At 73.4% G+C, this 18,081-nt stretch carries 2 protein-coding genes; both read right to left on the reverse strand.

Features of this window, described 5'->3' with window-relative positions; all coding sequences use genetic code 11:
* Nucleotides 1–6,727 (reverse strand): non-ribosomal peptide synthetase (locus JGS39_RS29130; RefSeq protein ID WP_219572630.1); only part of this gene is annotated, 6,727 nt, incomplete at its 3' end.
* The coding region (locus tag JGS39_RS29135; RefSeq protein WP_236065827.1) for a non-ribosomal peptide synthetase at nt 6,724–18,081 on the reverse strand (11,358 nt) is incomplete at its 5' end. The genes JGS39_RS29135 and JGS39_RS29130, both read right to left, overlap by 4 nt.

Below are 18,081 nucleotides of genomic sequence, written 5' to 3' on the forward strand. Positions count from 1 at the left end.
GGCCGAGGCGGCGGACCAGGGCGGTGCGGTCCGCGGGTGAGAGCCCCAGGCCCGGGGCGGCGAGGTCACCCGGGACGGGGTTGATGAGATCCGCGTACCGGGGGCGCCACAGGCCGTAGCGCTCCAGGTTGGTGCGCAGCCGGTATGCCGCTCGGTGGTCGTCCTCGGCCCGTACGAGGCAGTCGACGGGTCCGCCGGTCGTCTCGATGAGGTCGCGCAGGAGGAAGGCGCCGAGGAAGCCGGAGGCGCCGGTCAGAAGCGGGCGGGCGGAAGGGCGCAGGGGCCTGCTTGCCGGGGTCGTGGTGTCCCGTCCCGTCCAGCGGATGTCCGATGCCAGCCGGACCTCGGCGGCGAGGTCCGTGGTGGCCGCCTCCTTCCGGTGTTCCTCCCCCGCCTCGCACCCCAGCAACCGGTCGACGCCCTCGACGGTGGGCGCCGCGAACAGGGCCCGCAGGGAGGGCCGTCGGCCGCACCGTTCCTCGATCCGCCGGGCCAGGGTCACGGCCAGCAGCGAGTGGCCGCCCAGGGCGAAGAAGTCATCCGTGACGCCTACCTCGGGCACGCCGAGCGTCTCCGCGAACACCTCGCACAGGGCGCGTTCGCGCGCGGACGCGGGCTTACGGCTTCCTGTCGGTGCCGCGTGACGGGGCGCGGGCAGGGCGCGGCGGTCGGTCTTGCCGTTGGGGGTGACGGGCAGGAACCCGAGACTGACGTGGGCGGCGGGGATCATGTGCTCGGGCAGGGTCGCGGCCAGGTACGCGCGCACCTCGGCCTCGTCCAGCCCCGGCTCACCGTCCGCGGGCACGGTGTACGCGACGAGGCGGCGGTCGCCGGGGCGGTCCTCCCGGACGGTGGCGCAGGCCGCGGCCACGCCGGGCAGGGCGGTGAGCGCCGCTTCGATCTCACCGAGTTCGATGCGGAACCCACGGAGTTTGACCTGATCGTCGACCCGGGAGACGTAGACGAGTTCCCCGTCGGCCGTCCAGCGCACCAGGTCGCCGGTGCGGTACATGCGGCCACCCGCGCGGTCGAACGGGTCGGCCACGAAACGGGAGGCGGTCAGAGTGGGCCGGCCGTGGTAGCCGCGGGCGACCCCGTCACCGGAGACGTACAGTTCACCGGCCACGCCGGGCGGCACGGGCTCCAGCCGGTCGTCCAGGACGTGGACCCGGGTGCCGTTGACGGGGGCGCCGATGGACACCGTGCGGTCGGGGGCGAGCGGACCGTCCGCGTGCTGGAAACCGCTCATGGTGGCGCAGACGGTGGTCTCCGTCGGGCCGTACGCGTTGACGAGGAACCGGTCCCGCGCCCAGGCGTGGACCAGGGCCGGCGGGCACGCCTCGCCGGCGAGGACCATGGTGGTGCCGGCGGGCAGTGAGCCGGGCGGCATCACCGCGAGTGCGGCGGGCGGCAGGGTGAGGTGGGTGACGCCGCGCTCACGGACCAGGGCGGCGAGGGTCGGGCCGGGGAGCAGGGCGTCGCGTTCGTCGATCTCCAGGCAGGCCCCGGCGAGCAGGCCCATGCACAGTTCCCAGAACGCGGCGTCGAAACTGACGGACGCCATGTGCAGCACGCGGCTGTCCGGGGTGACGCGTAGCCGCTCGCTCTGGGTCCTGGCCATGGCGCCGACGCCTCGGTGGGTGACCACGACGCCCTTCGGCCGGCCGGTGGAACCCGATGTGTAGATGACGTACGCCGGGTGTGCCGGGTCCGGGGACGGGGCGGGAGCGGAGTGCGCGCCCGTCGTGCGGCTGTGCCCGGGCTCGTCGTCGTACAGGTGCGGCACGGAGGACGCCGGGAGGCGGCGGTGGATGGCGGGGGTGGTGAGCAGGAGCCGCGGCCGGGCGTCTTCCAGCATGTAGGAAAGGCGTTGGGCCGGGTAGTCGGGGTCGAGGGGCACATAGGCCGCCCCCGTCCTGAGGACGGCCAGCAGGGCCACGACGAGCCGGTGCGTGCGGGGCAGGGCGACGGCCACCCGGTCTTCGGGGCCGATGCCCTGTGCGGTGAGGTGGTCGGCGAGAGCACCTGCGAGGGTGTCGAGTTCGCCGTACGTGAGGGTGGTGTCCGCGTCGCGGACCGCCGGGGCCTGGGGGGTTCGCCGTACCCACTGGTCGAAGAGCACGGGAAGCGTCGCCCCGGGCAGTTCCTCGGCGGGCCCCGTCCCCCAGGCGGCCAGGCGGTCGCGCTCGGCGGGTGTGAGCACGTCGTACGTGTGCAGCGGGCGGTCCGGGTCCGCGCCGACGGCGCCGAGCAGCAGGACCAGCCGGTCGGCGAGGGCGTGGACCGTTGTCGCGTCGAAGAGTTCCGTGGCGTAGTCGACGGAGGCCCGCATGCCGTTCGGGGCGCCGTTCTCGTCGTTCGCCTCGGTGAAGGTGAACGACAGGTCGAACTTGCTGACCCCGGCATCGACCGGCACGCCGCTGACAGTGAGGCCGGGCAGGTCGATGTCCGCGGCAGCGGTGTGGTTCTGGAGGACGAGCATGGTCTGGAACAGCGGATGGTGGCTCTGCGAGCGCGCGGGGTTGAGCAGTTCCACCAGGCGCTCGAAGGGAACGTCCTGATGCGCGTACGCGGACAGGTCGAACTCCCGCACTCGGTGAAGCAGTTCGCGGAACGTCGGGTCGCCCGTCAGGTCCGTGCGCAGCACGAGCGTGTTCACGAAGAAGCCCACCAGGTCCGAGGCCGCCTCGTCGGTGCGTCCGGCGACGGCCGTGCCGAGCGGAATGTCGTCGCCGGCGCCGTGCCGCGACAGCACGGTCGACAGGGCGGCCTGGAGGACCATGAAGAGGCTGCATCCGCTGGTGCGCGCGAGGTCCGCGAGCTGTCGCGAGGTGGTGCGGTCGAGTGCGAAGTCGTAGGTCGCTCCCGTGTGCCGGGGAACGGCCGGGCGGGGCCGGTCCCACGGCAGCTCGACGATTTCCGGAAGCCCGATCAACGCGTCTTTCCAGTAGCCAAGTTGACGTGAGACGACGCTTTCGGGGTCGTGCTCGTCACCGAGCAGGCGGCGCTGCCAGAGGGTGTGGTCGGCGTAGTCGACGGGCAGTGCGGTCAGCGCGGGGTCCTCCGCCCGGACCCGGGCTCGGTAGGCGGCGCGCAGGTCATGCGCCAGAGGCGCCAGGGACGAACCGTCGGCAGCGATGTGATGGATCACGAGCACCAGGACGTGGGCGTCGTCGGCCAGGCGCAGCAGGGTCGCCCTGATCGGGAGCCGGTGCTCGATGTCGATCGGTTCGGCCATGGCGGCCCTGATCCGGTCGGCGGCCTTGTCCTCGTCGACGGCTTCCCGCGCGAACGGGAGACGGACATCGTCGGGGGCGGTGATGAGCTGGTGCGGCCCGTGTTCGTGTTCGGGGAAGACGGTACGCAGGGCTGCGTGACGGCCGACGACATCGCCCAGGGCCCGGTGCAGGGCGTCCGGGTCGAGCGGCCCTTCGATGCGGACGGCGAGGGGAATGTTGTACGTGGCGGAGGGGCCTTCGAGCCGGTGGAGGAACCACAGGCGCTGCTGGGCGTACGACAACGGCAGCGTGGCAGGGCGCTCCTGCGGGACGAGGGCGGGGCGGGCAGGGCGCTTCTCGTCCTCCAGGGCGGCGGCGAGCGCGGCGACGGTGGGGTTCTCGAAGAGGGTGCGGATCTCGGTCTCGGTGTCCAGGGCGGTGCGCACGCGGCCCACGAGCCGGGTGGCGAGCAGGGAATGGCCGCCCAGGGCGAAGAAGCTGTCGTCGACGCCGACGCGTGGCACGCCGAGCACGTCGGCGAAGAGTCCGGCGAGGATCTCCTCAAGGGCGCTGCGCGCCTTCCGGCCTGTCGTGCCGGACAGGGTGGCGGGGGCCGGCAGGGCGGCCCGGTCGAGCTTGCCGTTCGGGGTCAGTGGCAGCGCGTCGACCGGCTGGATGACGGCCGGCACCATGTAGGCGGGCAGGTGGAGCGCGAGGTGCGCGGCGAGCGGCCCCGGTTCCGGGGTGTGTCCGGGTGCGGGGACGACGTAGGCGGTGAGGGTCCGGTCGCCGGGCAGGTCCTCACGGACCAGCACGCAGGCGGTGCCCACGGACGGGTCGGCGCGGAGCACCGTCTCGATCTCGGCGGGTTCGATGCGGTGGCCGCGCAGTTTGATCTGCTGGTCCGCCCGGGCCAGGTAGTGCAGGGTGCCGTCCGTGCCCCGGCGCACCAGGTCGCCGGTGCGGTACATGCGTGCCCCGGTGCCGGCGAACGGGTCGGCGACGAAGCGAGTGGCGGTGAGGCCGGGACGCCCCAGGTATCCACGGGCCACACCGGCGCCCGCGACGTACAGCTCCCCCTCGGCACCCACCGGGACGGGCCGCATCGCCGCGTCCAGGACGTAGGTGCGCATGCCGTCGAGCGGCCGGCCGATCGGGGCCGCGCGGCCGGGGGCGTCCTCGGGGCGCACCCGGTGGGTGGTGGCGAAGGTGGTGGTCTCGGTGGGGCCGTAGACGTGGAGGACGACAGCGTCCGGGTGGGCGGCGGCGAGGCGTTGCAGGACGCCGGGCGCGGCGGCCTCGCCGCCGCTGGCGACCAGGCGCAGCAGGCCGAGGGCGTCCGCGTCGGTTTCGGCCAGCACGTTGAACAGGGCGGTCGTCAGGAACGCCGCTGTCACGCCGTGCCTTGCGACGAGGTCCCGGAGCACGGCGGGCTGAAGGGTGCCCTCGGGCGCCACGACGACGCGGCCGCCGTTGAGGAGCGGGGCCCAGATCTCGAAGGTGGAGGCGTCGAAGACGTACGCCGAGTGCATCAGGACGGCGTCGGCGGCACCGTCGTCCCAGTTCCGGTCCGCCGCGAGGGCTGACACGTCGGCGTGGGTGACGCCCACCCCCTTGGGCAGTCCGGTGGAGCCGGAGGTGAACATCATGTACGCGAGCCGGGTGCCGCCCGTGACAGCCGGGAGGGTTCCCGGGGCGTCCGGGCCTCCGTGGCGGAGCCGGCCTGCGGCGTCGACGGTCAGCACGGTGATGTCCGGGTCGAGTTGACGCACCCAGGGGTGTGTGCGGGCGCGCTCGTCGACGATCAGGACGCGCAGGGCGGCCACCTCGGCGACTCGGTTGAGCCGTTCGGTGGGCCAGCGTGGGTCGAGAGGCACGTAGGTGGCACCTGCGCGCAGGACGCCCAGGGAGGAGGTGACCGTGGCGGCCGAGCGGGCCACGAGAATGCCGACGCTGTCCTCGGATCCGGCCCCGAGCCCCGTCAGGGCGCCGGCCAGATCGTCGGAGAGGTCGCGGAGCTGCTGGTAGGTCAGTTGCTCGCCCGCCCCGGAGACGGCCACCGTGTCCGGGTGGCGGGCCGCACGCTCGGCCACGGCGTCCGGGACGCTCTGCTCCCCTGTCGCGCGGCGCAGTTCGGCGCCGGTTCCCTGGGAGAGCAGGGTCTCGCGCTCTCCGTCCAGGAGCAGGGATACGGCGTCGGCGCGGTGGTCGAGCCCTTGAGCCATCACGGTCAGCAGGCGTCGCATACGGGCGACCGTGCGTGCCACCGCGTCGCGGTCCAGGACGGCAGCCCGGTATCCGAAGGTGATCCTCAGGGCGTCACCCGGCGCGATGGTGAGGGTGAGGGGGTAGTGGGCCGCGTCGGTGCCGCTGAATCCGGTGACGGCCAGGCCGGGCAGTCCCTGTTGCGCGGTGCGCAGGGCCTCGTCGTCCATCGGGTAGTTCTCGAACACGGTCAGGGTGTCGAAGAGCTCGTCCAGGCCGGTGACGCCCCGTATCTCGGTCAGTCCCAGGTGCTGGCTGCCGAGGAGGCGGCCCTGTTCCTCCTGAAGGCGGGTCAGGAGTGCGGCCAGGGTTTCGCCGGGTGCGGTGCGCAGCCGTACCGGCACGGTGTTGATGAACAGGCCGACCATCGACTCGATGCCGGGAATCTCCGGCGGACGGCCGGACACGGTGGCGCCGAACACGACGTCGGGGCGTCCGGTGAGGTGCCCGAGCACAAGACCCCAGGCGCCCTGGACCAGGGTGTTGAGGGTGAGCCGGTGGGCGCGGGCCGTCTCGCGGAGCCGGTGCGTCGTGGCGGCGTCCAGGTCGAGGACGAGCGTTCGGGGCAGTTCGGCGGATTCGGGGGCGCCCTCGCCGCGGGGCCCGGCAAGCAGCGTCGGGGCCTCGATTCCGGCCAGGGCGGTGGACCAGGCCTCCAGTGCGGCTGTGCGGTCCTGCTGCGCCAGCCAGTGGAGGTAGGTGCGATACGGGGTCACCCGCGGCAGGGCGCTGTCGTCGCCCTTGGATGCGTACAGCTCGAACAGCTCCCGCACGAGGAGGGGCATCGACCAGCCGTCGAAGAGGATGTGATGGCTCGTCATGACGAGGCGGTGGCGACGGGGCGCGGTGCGCAGCAGCGTGAACCGCATCAGCGGCGGAGTCGTCAGGTCGAAGCGGCGGGTGCGGTCGGCGGCGAGGAAGGCGGTGAGCCGTTCCTCCGTCGTGCCGGTGCCCTCGCCAGCGGCCAGGTCCCGTTCCTCCAACGGCACGGGGACCTCGGCGGCGACGGCCTGTACCGCCTGGTCCAGGTCCTCGTGGAGGAAGCCGACCCGCAGGTTGGCGTGCCTGCGCAGCAGGGTGCCGATGGCGGCGCGCAGCGCGGGAACGCCGACAGGGCCTTCGAGGTCGAAGACGAACTGCGCGGTGTAGACGTCGACGGCGTTCGAGTCGTACAGGGCGTGGAAGTGCATGCCGGCCTGGAGCGGCGTCAGCGGCAGTACGTCCTCTAGTTGGAACCCGGTCACTTGCGGCCACCCCACTTGTTCTGCAGTCGGTCGATCTGTGCCTGGTCGAGCGAGACCAGGGGAAGGTCGGACGGCGTGTAGCCGCCCGCGTCGGGTCGTTGTGCGTGTTCCGCGATGGCACGCAGCGCCCGGACGAACGCCTCGGACAGGGCGCCCACGTCCTCCTCCTTGAGGAGGTCGCTGGGCCATGTCCAGCGGGTCACCAGGCGGGGGCCGTCGGGCAGGTCCTCGGTGTGCGCGTTGATGTCGATGACGTGGTGCACGGGCATGTCCGGGTCCTGGCTTCTCGGCCCGCCGCCGTCGAGCAGGACGTCCCAGTCGGCGCCTTCGGTGTTGTCCGCCGGTTCCGGTGAAGCGGCGTACCGTCCGAGGTAGTTGAAGCCGATCTGCGGTTCGGCCGCGGTGGCGAGCCGGGAGCGCGTCGCCGGGTTGAGGTGGCGCAGCATTCCGTAGCCGACGCCGTGGTCGGGCACGGTTCGCAGTTGTTCCTTGACGCGTTTGACGGCGCGTTCGACGAGTGCGGCGTCGAAGCGGCCGGGGTAACGGGCGTCGAGGGGCCCGGGATCGAGCCTGACCGGGTAGAGGCTGGTGAACCAGCCGACCGTCCGGGACAGGTCGAGGTGGTCGTCGATCTGCTCGCGGCCGTGGCCCTCCAGGTCGAGGAGGACCGCGGTGCCGTCCGGCCGGGGCCCACCGGGGCCGGCGGCGCGTTCCGCCCGCCAGGAGCAGACGGCCAGGGCCAGGCCGGTGAGCAGGACGTCGTCCACTCCTGCGTGGAAAGCGCCGGGGGCGGTGGTGAGGAGGGACTTCGCCCAGGTGGCGGGCAGGTGTGTGACCAGCGTGCGTGTTCCGTCGGCGGTGTCCAGGTGGGGGTCGAGCGGCCGGTATCCCAGCTGTGGATCGGGCGTGCTCAGCACGCCCTGCCACAGCGGGAGTTCGGCTTCGCGTGCGGCTCCGCACGCCTGGGATGCGAGAAGGTGTGCCCAGGCCCTGTACGGCGTGGTGACGGCGGGCAGCGCCGTGGCCGGGGGCCCGCCCCGGTGCGCGGATGCGGATTCCGTGGCCGCCTGCCATGTGCGGGCCAGGTCGGCTGCGAGGATGCGCCAGGAGACCGCGTCGACGGCCAGGTGGTGGACGACGAGCAGCAGACGCCCGCGGCAGTTCGGTCCGGCATCGCCCCAGACTGCCTCGATCACGTGCCCGTCCGCGGGCCGCAGACGGGTGCGCGCCTGCTCGCCCGCCGCCGTGACGGCGGCGCGGGCGGCTTCCGCGTCGAGGCCGGCTATGTCGATCCGGGTGAGGCGGTGGCGGGCCTGCACGGCGCCGGGCGGCAGGGCTTCGACGACGGGTTCGCCCGCGGCCGGGCGGCTGACGCGCAGACGGAGCATGTCGTGGTGGTCGATGAGCAGTTGGAGGGCTGCGACGAGCGTGTCTCCGTCGGCGCCCGCGGGCGTGCGCAGCACCCCGGACTGGTTGTAGCCGTCCGTGCTGCCGGGCCGCTCCAGGAGCCAGGCGGCGATGGGCGTCGGCGGCATCTCGCCGGTGCCCTGTTCGGCCGGTGCGGCGGCGTCCTGGCCGAGCGGGGTGGCGACGGCCGCGATGGCCTCGGGGGTGCGGTGGACGAAGACGTCGCGCGGGGTCACCCCGAGCCCGGCCTCGCGGACGCGGCTGACGAGTTGGATGGAGAGGATGCTGTCGCCGCCGAGCGCGAAGAAGTCGTCGTCCGTGCGGACGGCCGGGCTGCGCAGGACGGAGGTGAACACGTCACACAGGACGCGTTCCTGCGGGGTGCGCGGCTGCCCGCCGGGCCTGGTGGCGGCAGGGCGCTCCGGAGCGGGCAGGGCCCGGCGGTCGGTCTTGCCGTTGGGCAGGAGCGGCAGCGCGTCGAGGGCGACGAAGGCGGCCGGCACCATGTACGGCGGCAGGGCCGATGCCAGCCGGGTGCGCAGTTCGCCGCCGGCCGGACCATCCGCGACGGCCGGCCCTTCGGCGCCGCCGCGCCTGTCGGCAACGGTGTAGGCAACCAGGCGCCGCTCGCCCGGCCGGTCCTCGCGGACGAGGGCGCAGGCGGCGGTGATGCCGTCCAGCGCGGTGAGCGCGGCTTCGATCTCACCGAGTTCGATACGGAAGCCGTGCAGCTTGACCTGGTCGTCGGCGCGGGAGACGTAGCTGAGGAGGCCGTCCGCGCCCCGTCGGACGAGGTCGCCCGTGCGGTACATGCGGCTCCCGGCGGGGCCGAACGGATCGGCGACGAACCGAGCGGCGGTCAGACCGGGGCGCCCCAGGTAGCCGCGGGCGAGGCCGTCGCCCGCGATGTGGAGCTCGCCGGTGACACCCGGCGGCACCGGGCGCAGCCCGGCGTCCAGGACGTAGGCGCGGGTGTTGTCGACGGGGCGGCCGAGTGGCACTCCGCCGTCCACAGCGACGGCGTCCGCCTCCCCGTCGCGGTGATGGTGGGCGGTGGCGTCGATCGTCGTCTCGGTGGGTCCGTACAGGTTGTGCACCTCGACCCGCCACGCCTGCCCCGCGCGCGCCGCGAGGGACCGGGGCAGGGGTTCGCCGCCGCACAGGACGGCCCGCAGGGTCGTCGGCGCCTCGTCGGGACCGGTCTCGGTGAGGACGAGCGAGAGGTGCGAGGGCACGAACTGCACGATGGTCGCGCCCGCTTCGCGCATGCGGGCCAGCAGTCCGGCCGGGTCGTGGTTGAGCGCGGGCGGCACGGGGCAGGTGGAGCCGCCGTGCAGCAGCGGCAGCCAGGTCTCCCAGACCGAGGCGTCGAAGCTCGGCGAGGTACGTGCCAGGACCCGGTCCCGGCCGGTGAGGCCGAGGTGGCCGGCCATCCACGCCATGTGGTTGACCAGGGACGCGTGGGTGACGACGACCCCCTTGGGACGGCCGGTGGAACCCGAGGTGTAGATGACGTACGCGGCGTCGAGCGGGTCCGGCGCGGTGGCGGACGGTGCCGCGCGCCCGGTGGTCCAGGAAGCCCGGTCGCCGAGGTCGAGGCAGGGCACGGACGGGACGTACCGGGCGGCGCGGGCGGTGCCGTGGGTGAGGAGCAGCGCCGGGCGGGCATCGTCGAGCATGTAGGTGATCCGGTCCTCGGGGTAGGCGAGGTCGACCGGCAGGTAGGCGGCCCCCGCCTTGACCACCGCCAGCATCGCGACGACCTGGTCGGCGGTGCCTTCCAGCGCGAGGGCGACGAGATCACCGCGTCCGATACCCCGGTCGTACAGATGGTGCGCCAAGTCGTCCGACAGTGCGTCCAGTTCGTCGAAGGTGAGCCGGTGCGCGCCATCCCGTACGGCGATCGCGCCGGGGGTTCTGGCGGACTGTGCGCGGAAGGCCTCGGGCGCCGTGCGCGTCGCCACGGGCCGGACCGGGCCGTGCGAGGCCTGCTCCAGGCCTGCCTGCTCGGCCGCGTCCAGAACGACGGCCGAGTGGACACGCCGGCCGGGGTCGGCGGCGAGCGAGGCGAGCAGGCGGGACAGGCGCGCGGCCAGGGCGTGGGCGGTGGTGTGGGCGAAGAGTTCGGTGGAGAACTCCAGGACACCGCCGAGGCCGGCCGGCCGGCCGGCGTCGTCGCGGGTCTCGGTGAAGGTGAAGGTCAGGTCGAACTTGCTGATCCCTGTGTGCACCGGCTGCTGCGTCACCGTGAGTCCGCGGAGGCCGACGGTGGTGTCGGCCTGGTTCTGGAGGACGAGCATGGTCTGGAACAGCGGGTGGTGGTTCTGCGCCCGTTCCGGGCTGAGGGCATCCACCAGCCCCTCGAACGGCACGTCCTGGTGGGCGTAGGCCGCGAGGTCGAATTCTCGTACCCGGTCGATGACTTCGGCGAAGGTGGGGTCTCCGGTCAGGTCGGTGCGCAGGACGAGGGTGTTGACGAAGAAGCCGACCAGGTCGTCGAGGGCTTCGTCGGTGCGTCCGGCGACGGCCGTGCCGAGCGGGATGTCCTCACCGGCGCCGTGCCGGGACAGGAGCACCGACAGGCCGGCCTGGAGCACCATGAAGAGGCTGCATCCGCGGGCTCGGGCGAGATCCGCGAGGGCACGGTGGGTGTCCGCGTCGACGGTGAAGCCGAACGCGTCGCCGCGGTACGTGGTGACGGCGGGGCGCGGCCGGTCGTACGGCAGAGGGAGCAGGCCGGGGGCGTCGGCGAGTGCGGTGCGCCAGAAGTCCAGCTGGCGGGCGGCCTGGCTGGCGGGGTCTTCCTCGGCTCCGAGCAGGGCGCGCTGCCACAGGGTGTAGTCGGCGTACTGGACGCCGAGTTCCGTCCAGGAGGGCTCCTCGCCCTCGGCGCGCGCCCGGTAGGCGTCGTCGAGGTCTCGGGCGAGCGGGGCGAGTGACCAGCCGTCGCCCGCGATGTGGTGGACGAGCAGCACGAGAACGTGGGATTCGGCGCCGACCCGCAGCAGCCGGGCCCGTACGGGCAGGTCGGCACTCACGTCGAAGGTGTGCGCCACCTCGTCGGCCAGGACTTCGTCGAGTCGGCCGGGGTCGGTGTCCCGAGGCGTCAGGTCGAGGTCGGCGCCGCCGGCGTCGAGGACCAGTTGGCGCGCCACGCCGTCGGTCTCGGGGAAGACGGTACGCAGGCTCTCGTGGCGTTCGACGACGTCCACGAGGGCGCTCTGCAGGGCGTCCTCGTCGAGCGGGCCGTTCAGGCGGAGCACCATCGGCACGTTGTACGTGGCGGAGGGGCCCTCGAACCGGTTGAGGAACCACAGGCGTTGCTGGGCGTAGGAGAGCGGCAGCGGATCGGGTCTCCGCCGGGCCCGCTCCAGCCGGGTCCGGGCTTGCTCGGCGCCGTTCAGGGCGGCCGCGAGGGCGGCGGGAGTGGGGTGCTCGAAGACGGCCCTGACCTGGACCTCCACGGCGAGCGCGGTACGGATGCGTGCGGCGAGGCGGGTGGCGAGCAGGGAGTGGCCGCCCAGGGCGAAGAAGTCGTCGTCCGCGCCCGCCGCGTCGAGGCCGAGCACGTCGGCGAAGAGGGCGCAGAGGACCTCCTCGCGCGCGGTCCGGGCCGCGCGCCCTCGGACCGGAACATGGTGCTCCGGCACCGGCAGGGCGCGCCGGTCGACCTTGCCGTTGAGGGTCAGTGGAAGCGCCTCGATCAGGACGAACGCGGAGGGCACCATGTAGGCGGGCAGGGACCGGCCGACGGCCCGGGCGAGATCGGCGGATTCGGGACGTGCGCCTGAGGCGGGCACCACGTACGCCACGAGCCGCCGGTCACCGGGGACGTCCTCGCGGACGACGGCGAAGGAGTCGGCGACGGCGTCGCAGCAGGCCAGCACGCCCTCGATCTCGCCGAGTTCGATGCGGTAGCCGCGCAGCTTCACCTGGTTGTCCGCGCGGGCCACGTAGGCGATCTGCCCGTCATCGGTCCACCGGACGAGGTCTCCGGTGCGGTACATGCGCCCGCCTCCCGCGTCGAACGGGTCGGCGACGAACCGTGCGGCGGTCAGGCCGGGAAGCCCGGTGTATCCGCGCGCCACGCCGCGGCCGGCAAGGTACAGCTCCCCCACCACGCCGGGCGGGACGGGGCCCAGGGAGCCGTCGAGGACATAGCCGCGCATGCCGTCCAGGGGCCGGCCGACGGGTGGCGGGCCCGACGGCAGGCCGGCCGCGACGTCGTAGCGGGTCGCGAAGGTGGTCGTCTCGGTGGGCCCGTACACATGGAGGACGCGCACACCCGGTGCTGTGCCGGCCACTCGCTGCATCGCGTCCGGGGAGGCCAGTTCGCCCCCGGCGCAGACGAGCCGGAGGCCGGCGAAGGCGCCCGGATCGGTCTCGGCGATCACGTTGAACAGGGCCGTCGTCAGGAAGACCGCGGTCACGCCGTGCTCCTGGACGGCATCGCCGAGGGCGGCGGCCTCCAGGACGCCCTCCGGTGCGACAACGACCCTGCCGCCGCGCAGCAGCGGGGCCCAGATCTCGAACGTGGAGGCGTCGAAGACGTACGCGGAGTGCATGAGTACCGCGTCGGCGGCGCCACCCTGCCAGGCCGAGTCGGCGGTCAGCGCCACCACGTCGGCGTGCGTGACCCCGACGCCCTTGGGCAGACCGGTCGAACCGGAGGTGAACATCACGTAGGCGAGGGTCGCGGGGCCCGGCACGGCAGCAGGGCGGCCCGGCCGCTCCGGCGCGCCCCGCAGGATCCGGCCGAGCCGGTCCACGACGACGACCGGTACCCGCGGGGCCATTGCGGCCACCCACGGGGAGGCGAAGGCGTCCTCGTCGACGACGAGGACGCGCACGGCCGCCACCCCGGCGACCTGATCGAGCCGCTCCCCGGGCCAGCGCGCATCCAACGGGACGTAGGCGCCGGCCGCACGGACCGCGCCGAGCGACACCGACACCACGGCGGGCGACCGGGTGAGCAGCACCCCGATCCCTGACTCCGGGGTGATGCCGAGGCCGGCCAGCGCGCGGGCGAGGTCGGCGGAGATCCGGTCGAGGTCGGCGTACGTGAGGGCCGTGTCGTCGCCCGCGACGGCCACCGCGTCCGGTGTGCGCCGCGCCTGCGCCGCGAAGAGGGCGGGCAGGGTGGAGTCGTCGTCGGAGGCGGGCAGGACGCGACCGGTTCCCCAGTGGGTGACACGGGCGTGCTCGCCGCTCGTCAGGAGGTCGTAGCTCGCGACGGGCAGAGCGGGCTCGGCGGCCGCCAGCTCCAGGAGCCGGATCAGGCGGTCCGCGAGTGCGGCGACGGTGGAGCGGTCGAAGAGGGCGGTGGCGTACTCGATTCCGGCGGTGAGGCCGGCCTCGCCCCGCTCCTCGTCGAAGGCGAAGGTGAGGTCGAACTTGCTCAGGCCGTTGTGGACCAGCCGGTCCACGACCGTGAGGCCGGGCAGGTCGGGGCGGGTGGTCTCCTGGTTCTGGAGGACCAGCATGGTCTGGAACAGCGGGTGGTGGTTGCGTGCCCGGACAGGGTTGACGCTCTCCACGAGGCGCTCGAAGGGAACGTCCTGGTGCGCATATGCGGCCAGGTCGAACTCCCTGACCCTGTGAAGCAGTTCGAGGAAGGTCGGGTTGCCGGACAGGTCCGTGCGCAGGACGAGCGTGTTGACGAAGAAGCCGACCAGGTCCTCCAGCGCCTCGTCCGTGCGGCCGGCGACGGGCGAGCCGAGCGGGATATCGTCGCCCGCACCCTGGCGGTGCAGCAGGGTGGCCACCGCCGCCTGGAGCACCATGAACAGGCTGCTGCCGGACTCACGTGCCAGGCGCAGGAGTTGAGCGTACAGAGGAGGAGGTACGTCGAAGGTGTGGACGGCTCCCCTCGGGTCGGTGGTGGCCGGACGCGGCCGGTCCAGTGGCAGGTCGATCAGTCCGGGAAGGCCCGCGAGGGCGGTGTGCCAGTGGTCGAGCTGCCTGCGCAGGACGCTCTGCGGTGCGATGCCGTCGCCGAGGGCCGCCTGCTGCCAGAGCGTGTAGTCGGCGTACTGGAGCGGGGTGCCGGGCGCGAGTCCGGGCTCCCGGCCCGTGAGGCGGGCCTCGTAGGCCTCGCCGAGGTGACGGGCGAGCGGGGCGAGGGACCAGCCGTCCCCCGCGATGTGGTGCAGGACGAGCACCAGCACGTGGTGACCGGGTGCGGAGCGCAGAAGGAGGGCCCTCAGCGGAGGGTCCGTGACGACGTCGAACGGTTCACGCACAGCGGCCAGGACGGCCGCCTCCAGGTCCGCGGGCGCCGTGCTCACGACGGGGAGCTGCGGTGTCACCGCGTCGGCCGGGAGAACCAGTTGATGCGGTACACCGTCGCGTTCGGGGAACAGGGTGCGCAGCGCCTCGTGCCGCTCCACGACGTCGCGCAGGGCGGCGCGCAGGGCATCCGTGTCCAGGGCGCCGCCGAGTTCGAGGACGAGAGGGATGTTGTAGGCGGAGTTGGGGCCTTCGAGCCGGTTCAGGAACCACAGGCGTTGCTGGGCGAAGGAGAGCGGCAGCGGATCGGGCCGCTGCGCGGCGGGCACCACCGGCGGGCGGGTGCGGTCCTGAGGGTCGAGGACGCGGGCCAGGTCCGCTGCGGTCGGGTGCTCGAAGAGGGTACGGACGGCGATCTCGGCGCCCAGGACGGCCCGGACGCGGCTCACGACCCGCATGGCGAGGAGCGAGTGCCCGCCGAGGTCGAAGAAGCTGTCGTGCGGGTTCACGAGGGGCCGTTGCAGGACGTCGGCGAAGATGCCGGCGAGCAGGCTCTCCTGGAGGGTGTGCAGGCCCGCTCCGTCGGCGGGGTCGGATCCCGCCGACGGCTCCGGCAGGGCCCGCCGGTCCACCTTCCCGTTGGGCAGGAGCGGAAGGTCGTCCAGGACGACGACGGCACCGGGCACCGCGTAGTGGGGCAGGGTCTCGGCGAGGGCGTCGCGCAGGAGGACGGGGCGCGGGGCCGGGTCGCCGGTGACGGCATAGGCGACGAGGCGGCGCCCGCCTGCCCTGTCCTCACGGATCACGGCGCAGGCGGCCGTGACGCCGGGGCATGCCAGGAGCGCGGCCTCGACCTCGCCCAACTCGATGCGGAATCCCCGGAGTTTCACCTGGTCGTCGGCGCGTGCCACGTAGTCGAGCAGACCGCGGCGGTTCCACCGCACGAGGTCACCCGTGCGGTACATCCGTGCGCCCGTGCCGTCGAACGGGTCGGCGACGAACCGTGCGGCGGTCAGGCCCGGGCGGTCCAGGTACCCGCGGGCCAGGTGAGGTCCCGACAGGTACAGCTCACCGGTGACACCGGGTGGTACGGGGCGCAGCCGGCTGTCCAGGACGTAGGCGCGCATGGCGTCGACCGGGCGGCCGATCGGCACGGTCTCGTACGGTGCGCCTTCCGCCTGTCCGCTGTTCTCCGCGGCGCTGCTCTCCGGGGCGCCGTTCTCCGGGGCGCTGTTCTCCGTGGCGCCGTTCTGCGGGCCGGCCACGCGGTGGGCGGTCGCGTCGATGGTCGCCTCGGTCGGCCCGTAGAGGTTGTGCACCTCGGCCTGCCACAGCTCGGCGATGTCGTCGGCGAGGGTGCGCGGCAGCACCTCGCCGCCGCACAGCACGGCACGCAGTGCGGGCAACGGCGCGGCGTGCGCCGCCTCGGTGAGGACGAGAGTCAGGTGGGACGGCACGAACTGGGCGACGGTGACACCGAAGCGGCTCATCCAGGAGACGAGGGTGGGGGGTTCCGTGTTCGCACCGTCGGGCAGCACGCAGACTTCGGCGCCGTTCATCAGCGGAAGCCACAGCTCCCACACGGAGGCGTCGAAGCTGGAGGACGTACGTGCGAGGACCCGGTCGTCCGAAGTGACCGTCAGGTGCCGTGCCATCCAGGCCATGTGACCGGCCAGGGCGGCGTGCGGGACGACCACACCCTTGGGCCGGCCGGTGGACCCCGAGGTGTAGATGACGTACGCGGGATCCGCCGGACCGGGTGGGTCCTGGAGGGGCCCGGTGAGGTGTGCCGGCCGGGCCTCACGGCCGTCGAGGGCAAGCCACGGAATGTCGCAGGCGGGCAGACCCGCGTGGACGCCCCTGGTGGTGAGCAGCAGGACAGGTCGGGCGTCGTCGAGCATGTGGCTGATGCGGGCGGGCGGATACTGCGGGTCGACCGGCAGATAGGCGGCGCCGGCCCGCAGCACGGCCAGCATGGCGACGACGGTGTCCACGGACGGCGGTGCGGCAATGGCCACCCTGGTCTCGCGGCCCGCGCCGCGCTCACGCAGGGCCTGGGCGAGGGCGTCGGCGCGGGCGTCGAGTTCGGCGTAGGTGAGGCACGTGTGCGCGTCGCGTACGGCGACGGCACCGGGAGTACGCACGGCCTGCTCCCGGACCGCTTCGGGGGCGGTACGGGAGGGCGGCGGCTGCTGCGCGCCGCGCCCCTGGGCCAGGAGGCGGTCCCGCTCCTCCGGGGCCAGCGGGTCCAGGTCGCTGATGGCCAGGTCGGGGTCGGTCACGGCGAGGGTGAGGACGCGGGCGAATCGGACGCACAGCGCGCGGGCGGTGGCGGCGTCGAAGAGGTCGGTGGCGTATTCCAGGTAGCCACCGATGCCTCCGGCGCCGTGCCGGGTGTCCGCGGGAGCGCGGCCTGCCGTGTCGGTGGGTCTGCCCGTTCCGGGAGCCTCGGCCGGTCTCCCGGCCGGTCTCTTTGCGCCTTCGGCGACTTCGGCGACAGCGGCGGCTTTGGCGACATCGGTGACAGCGGCGGCTTCGGTGACCTCGGCGACCTCGGTGAGCGAGAACGTCAGGTCGAACTTGCTGCCCCCGCGGTGCCGGGACCTGTCGCGGACGGTGATGCCCGGCAGATCGAGGGCCGCCCGCTCCTGGTTCTGAAGGACCAGCATGGTCTGGAAGAGGGGGTGGTGGTCGCCGGACCGTTCGGGGTTGAGGGCCTCCACTATCCGCTCGAAGGGTACGTCGCCGTGGCTGAGGGCGGCGATGTCGAATTCCTTCACCCGGTCGAGCAGTTCGCGGAACGTCGGGCCCCCGGACAGGTCAGCCCGCAGGACGACCGTGTTGACGAAGAACCCGACCAGATCGTCGAGGGCCTCCTCGGTGCGTCCGGCGACCGCGGTGCCCAGCGGGATGTCGGAACCCGCTCCGTGCGCCTGCAGCGTCACGGCGAGAGCCGCCTGGAGCACCATGAACGGGGTGCATCCTGCCGCACGGGCGAGCCGGACGAGTGCGGCGTGCGCGGGGGCGGGCAGCTCGAAGGGAACGGCGGCCCCCCGATGGCTGGGCACGGCCGGACGGGGCCGGTCGAGCGGCAGGTCCAGCAGGTCGGGGGCGCCCCGCAGCGCACCCTTCCAGAATGCGAGCTGGGACGCGGCCAGGCTGTCCGGGTCACCGTCGTCGCCCAGCAGCCGGCGCTGCCAGAGGGCGTAGTCGGCGTACTGCACACGCAGCGGGGCCCAGTCGGGTGCGCCCGTGCGCTCGCTCCTGGCGCGGTAGGCGGTGCCCAGGTCACGGCTGAGCGGGGCGAGGGACCAGCCATCGGCGACGACATGGTGGAGAACGAGGACCAGGAGGTGACGGGCGGGGCCCAGACGGAGCAGATGGGCGCGGACTGCCGTGTCGGCCGCGAGGTCGAAGGGCCTGGTGGTCAGTCGGCGAAGCGTTTCGTCGGCCCAGGCGTCGGCGGTCTCCTCGGCCGGCGCGCGCTCGACGACGAGAGGGAAGAGCGTTGCGGCAACGTCCGCGTCAAGGACTTCCTGGCGGGCGATGCCGTCGTATTCGGCGAAGACGGTGCGCAGGCTCTCGTGGCGCACGACCACGTCGGCGAGGGCGCCGCGCAGGGCGTCCGTGTCCAGAAGGCCGTCGAGTTCCAGGACGAGCGGAATGTTGTAGGTGTCACCGGAGCCCTCGGCCCGGTTGAGGAACCAGAGGCGCTGCTG

Origin of the sequence: Streptomyces poriferorum, assembly GCF_019399235.1 — a bacterium.
Taxonomy (GTDB): Bacteria; Actinomycetota; Actinomycetes; order Streptomycetales; family Streptomycetaceae; genus Streptomyces; species Streptomyces poriferorum.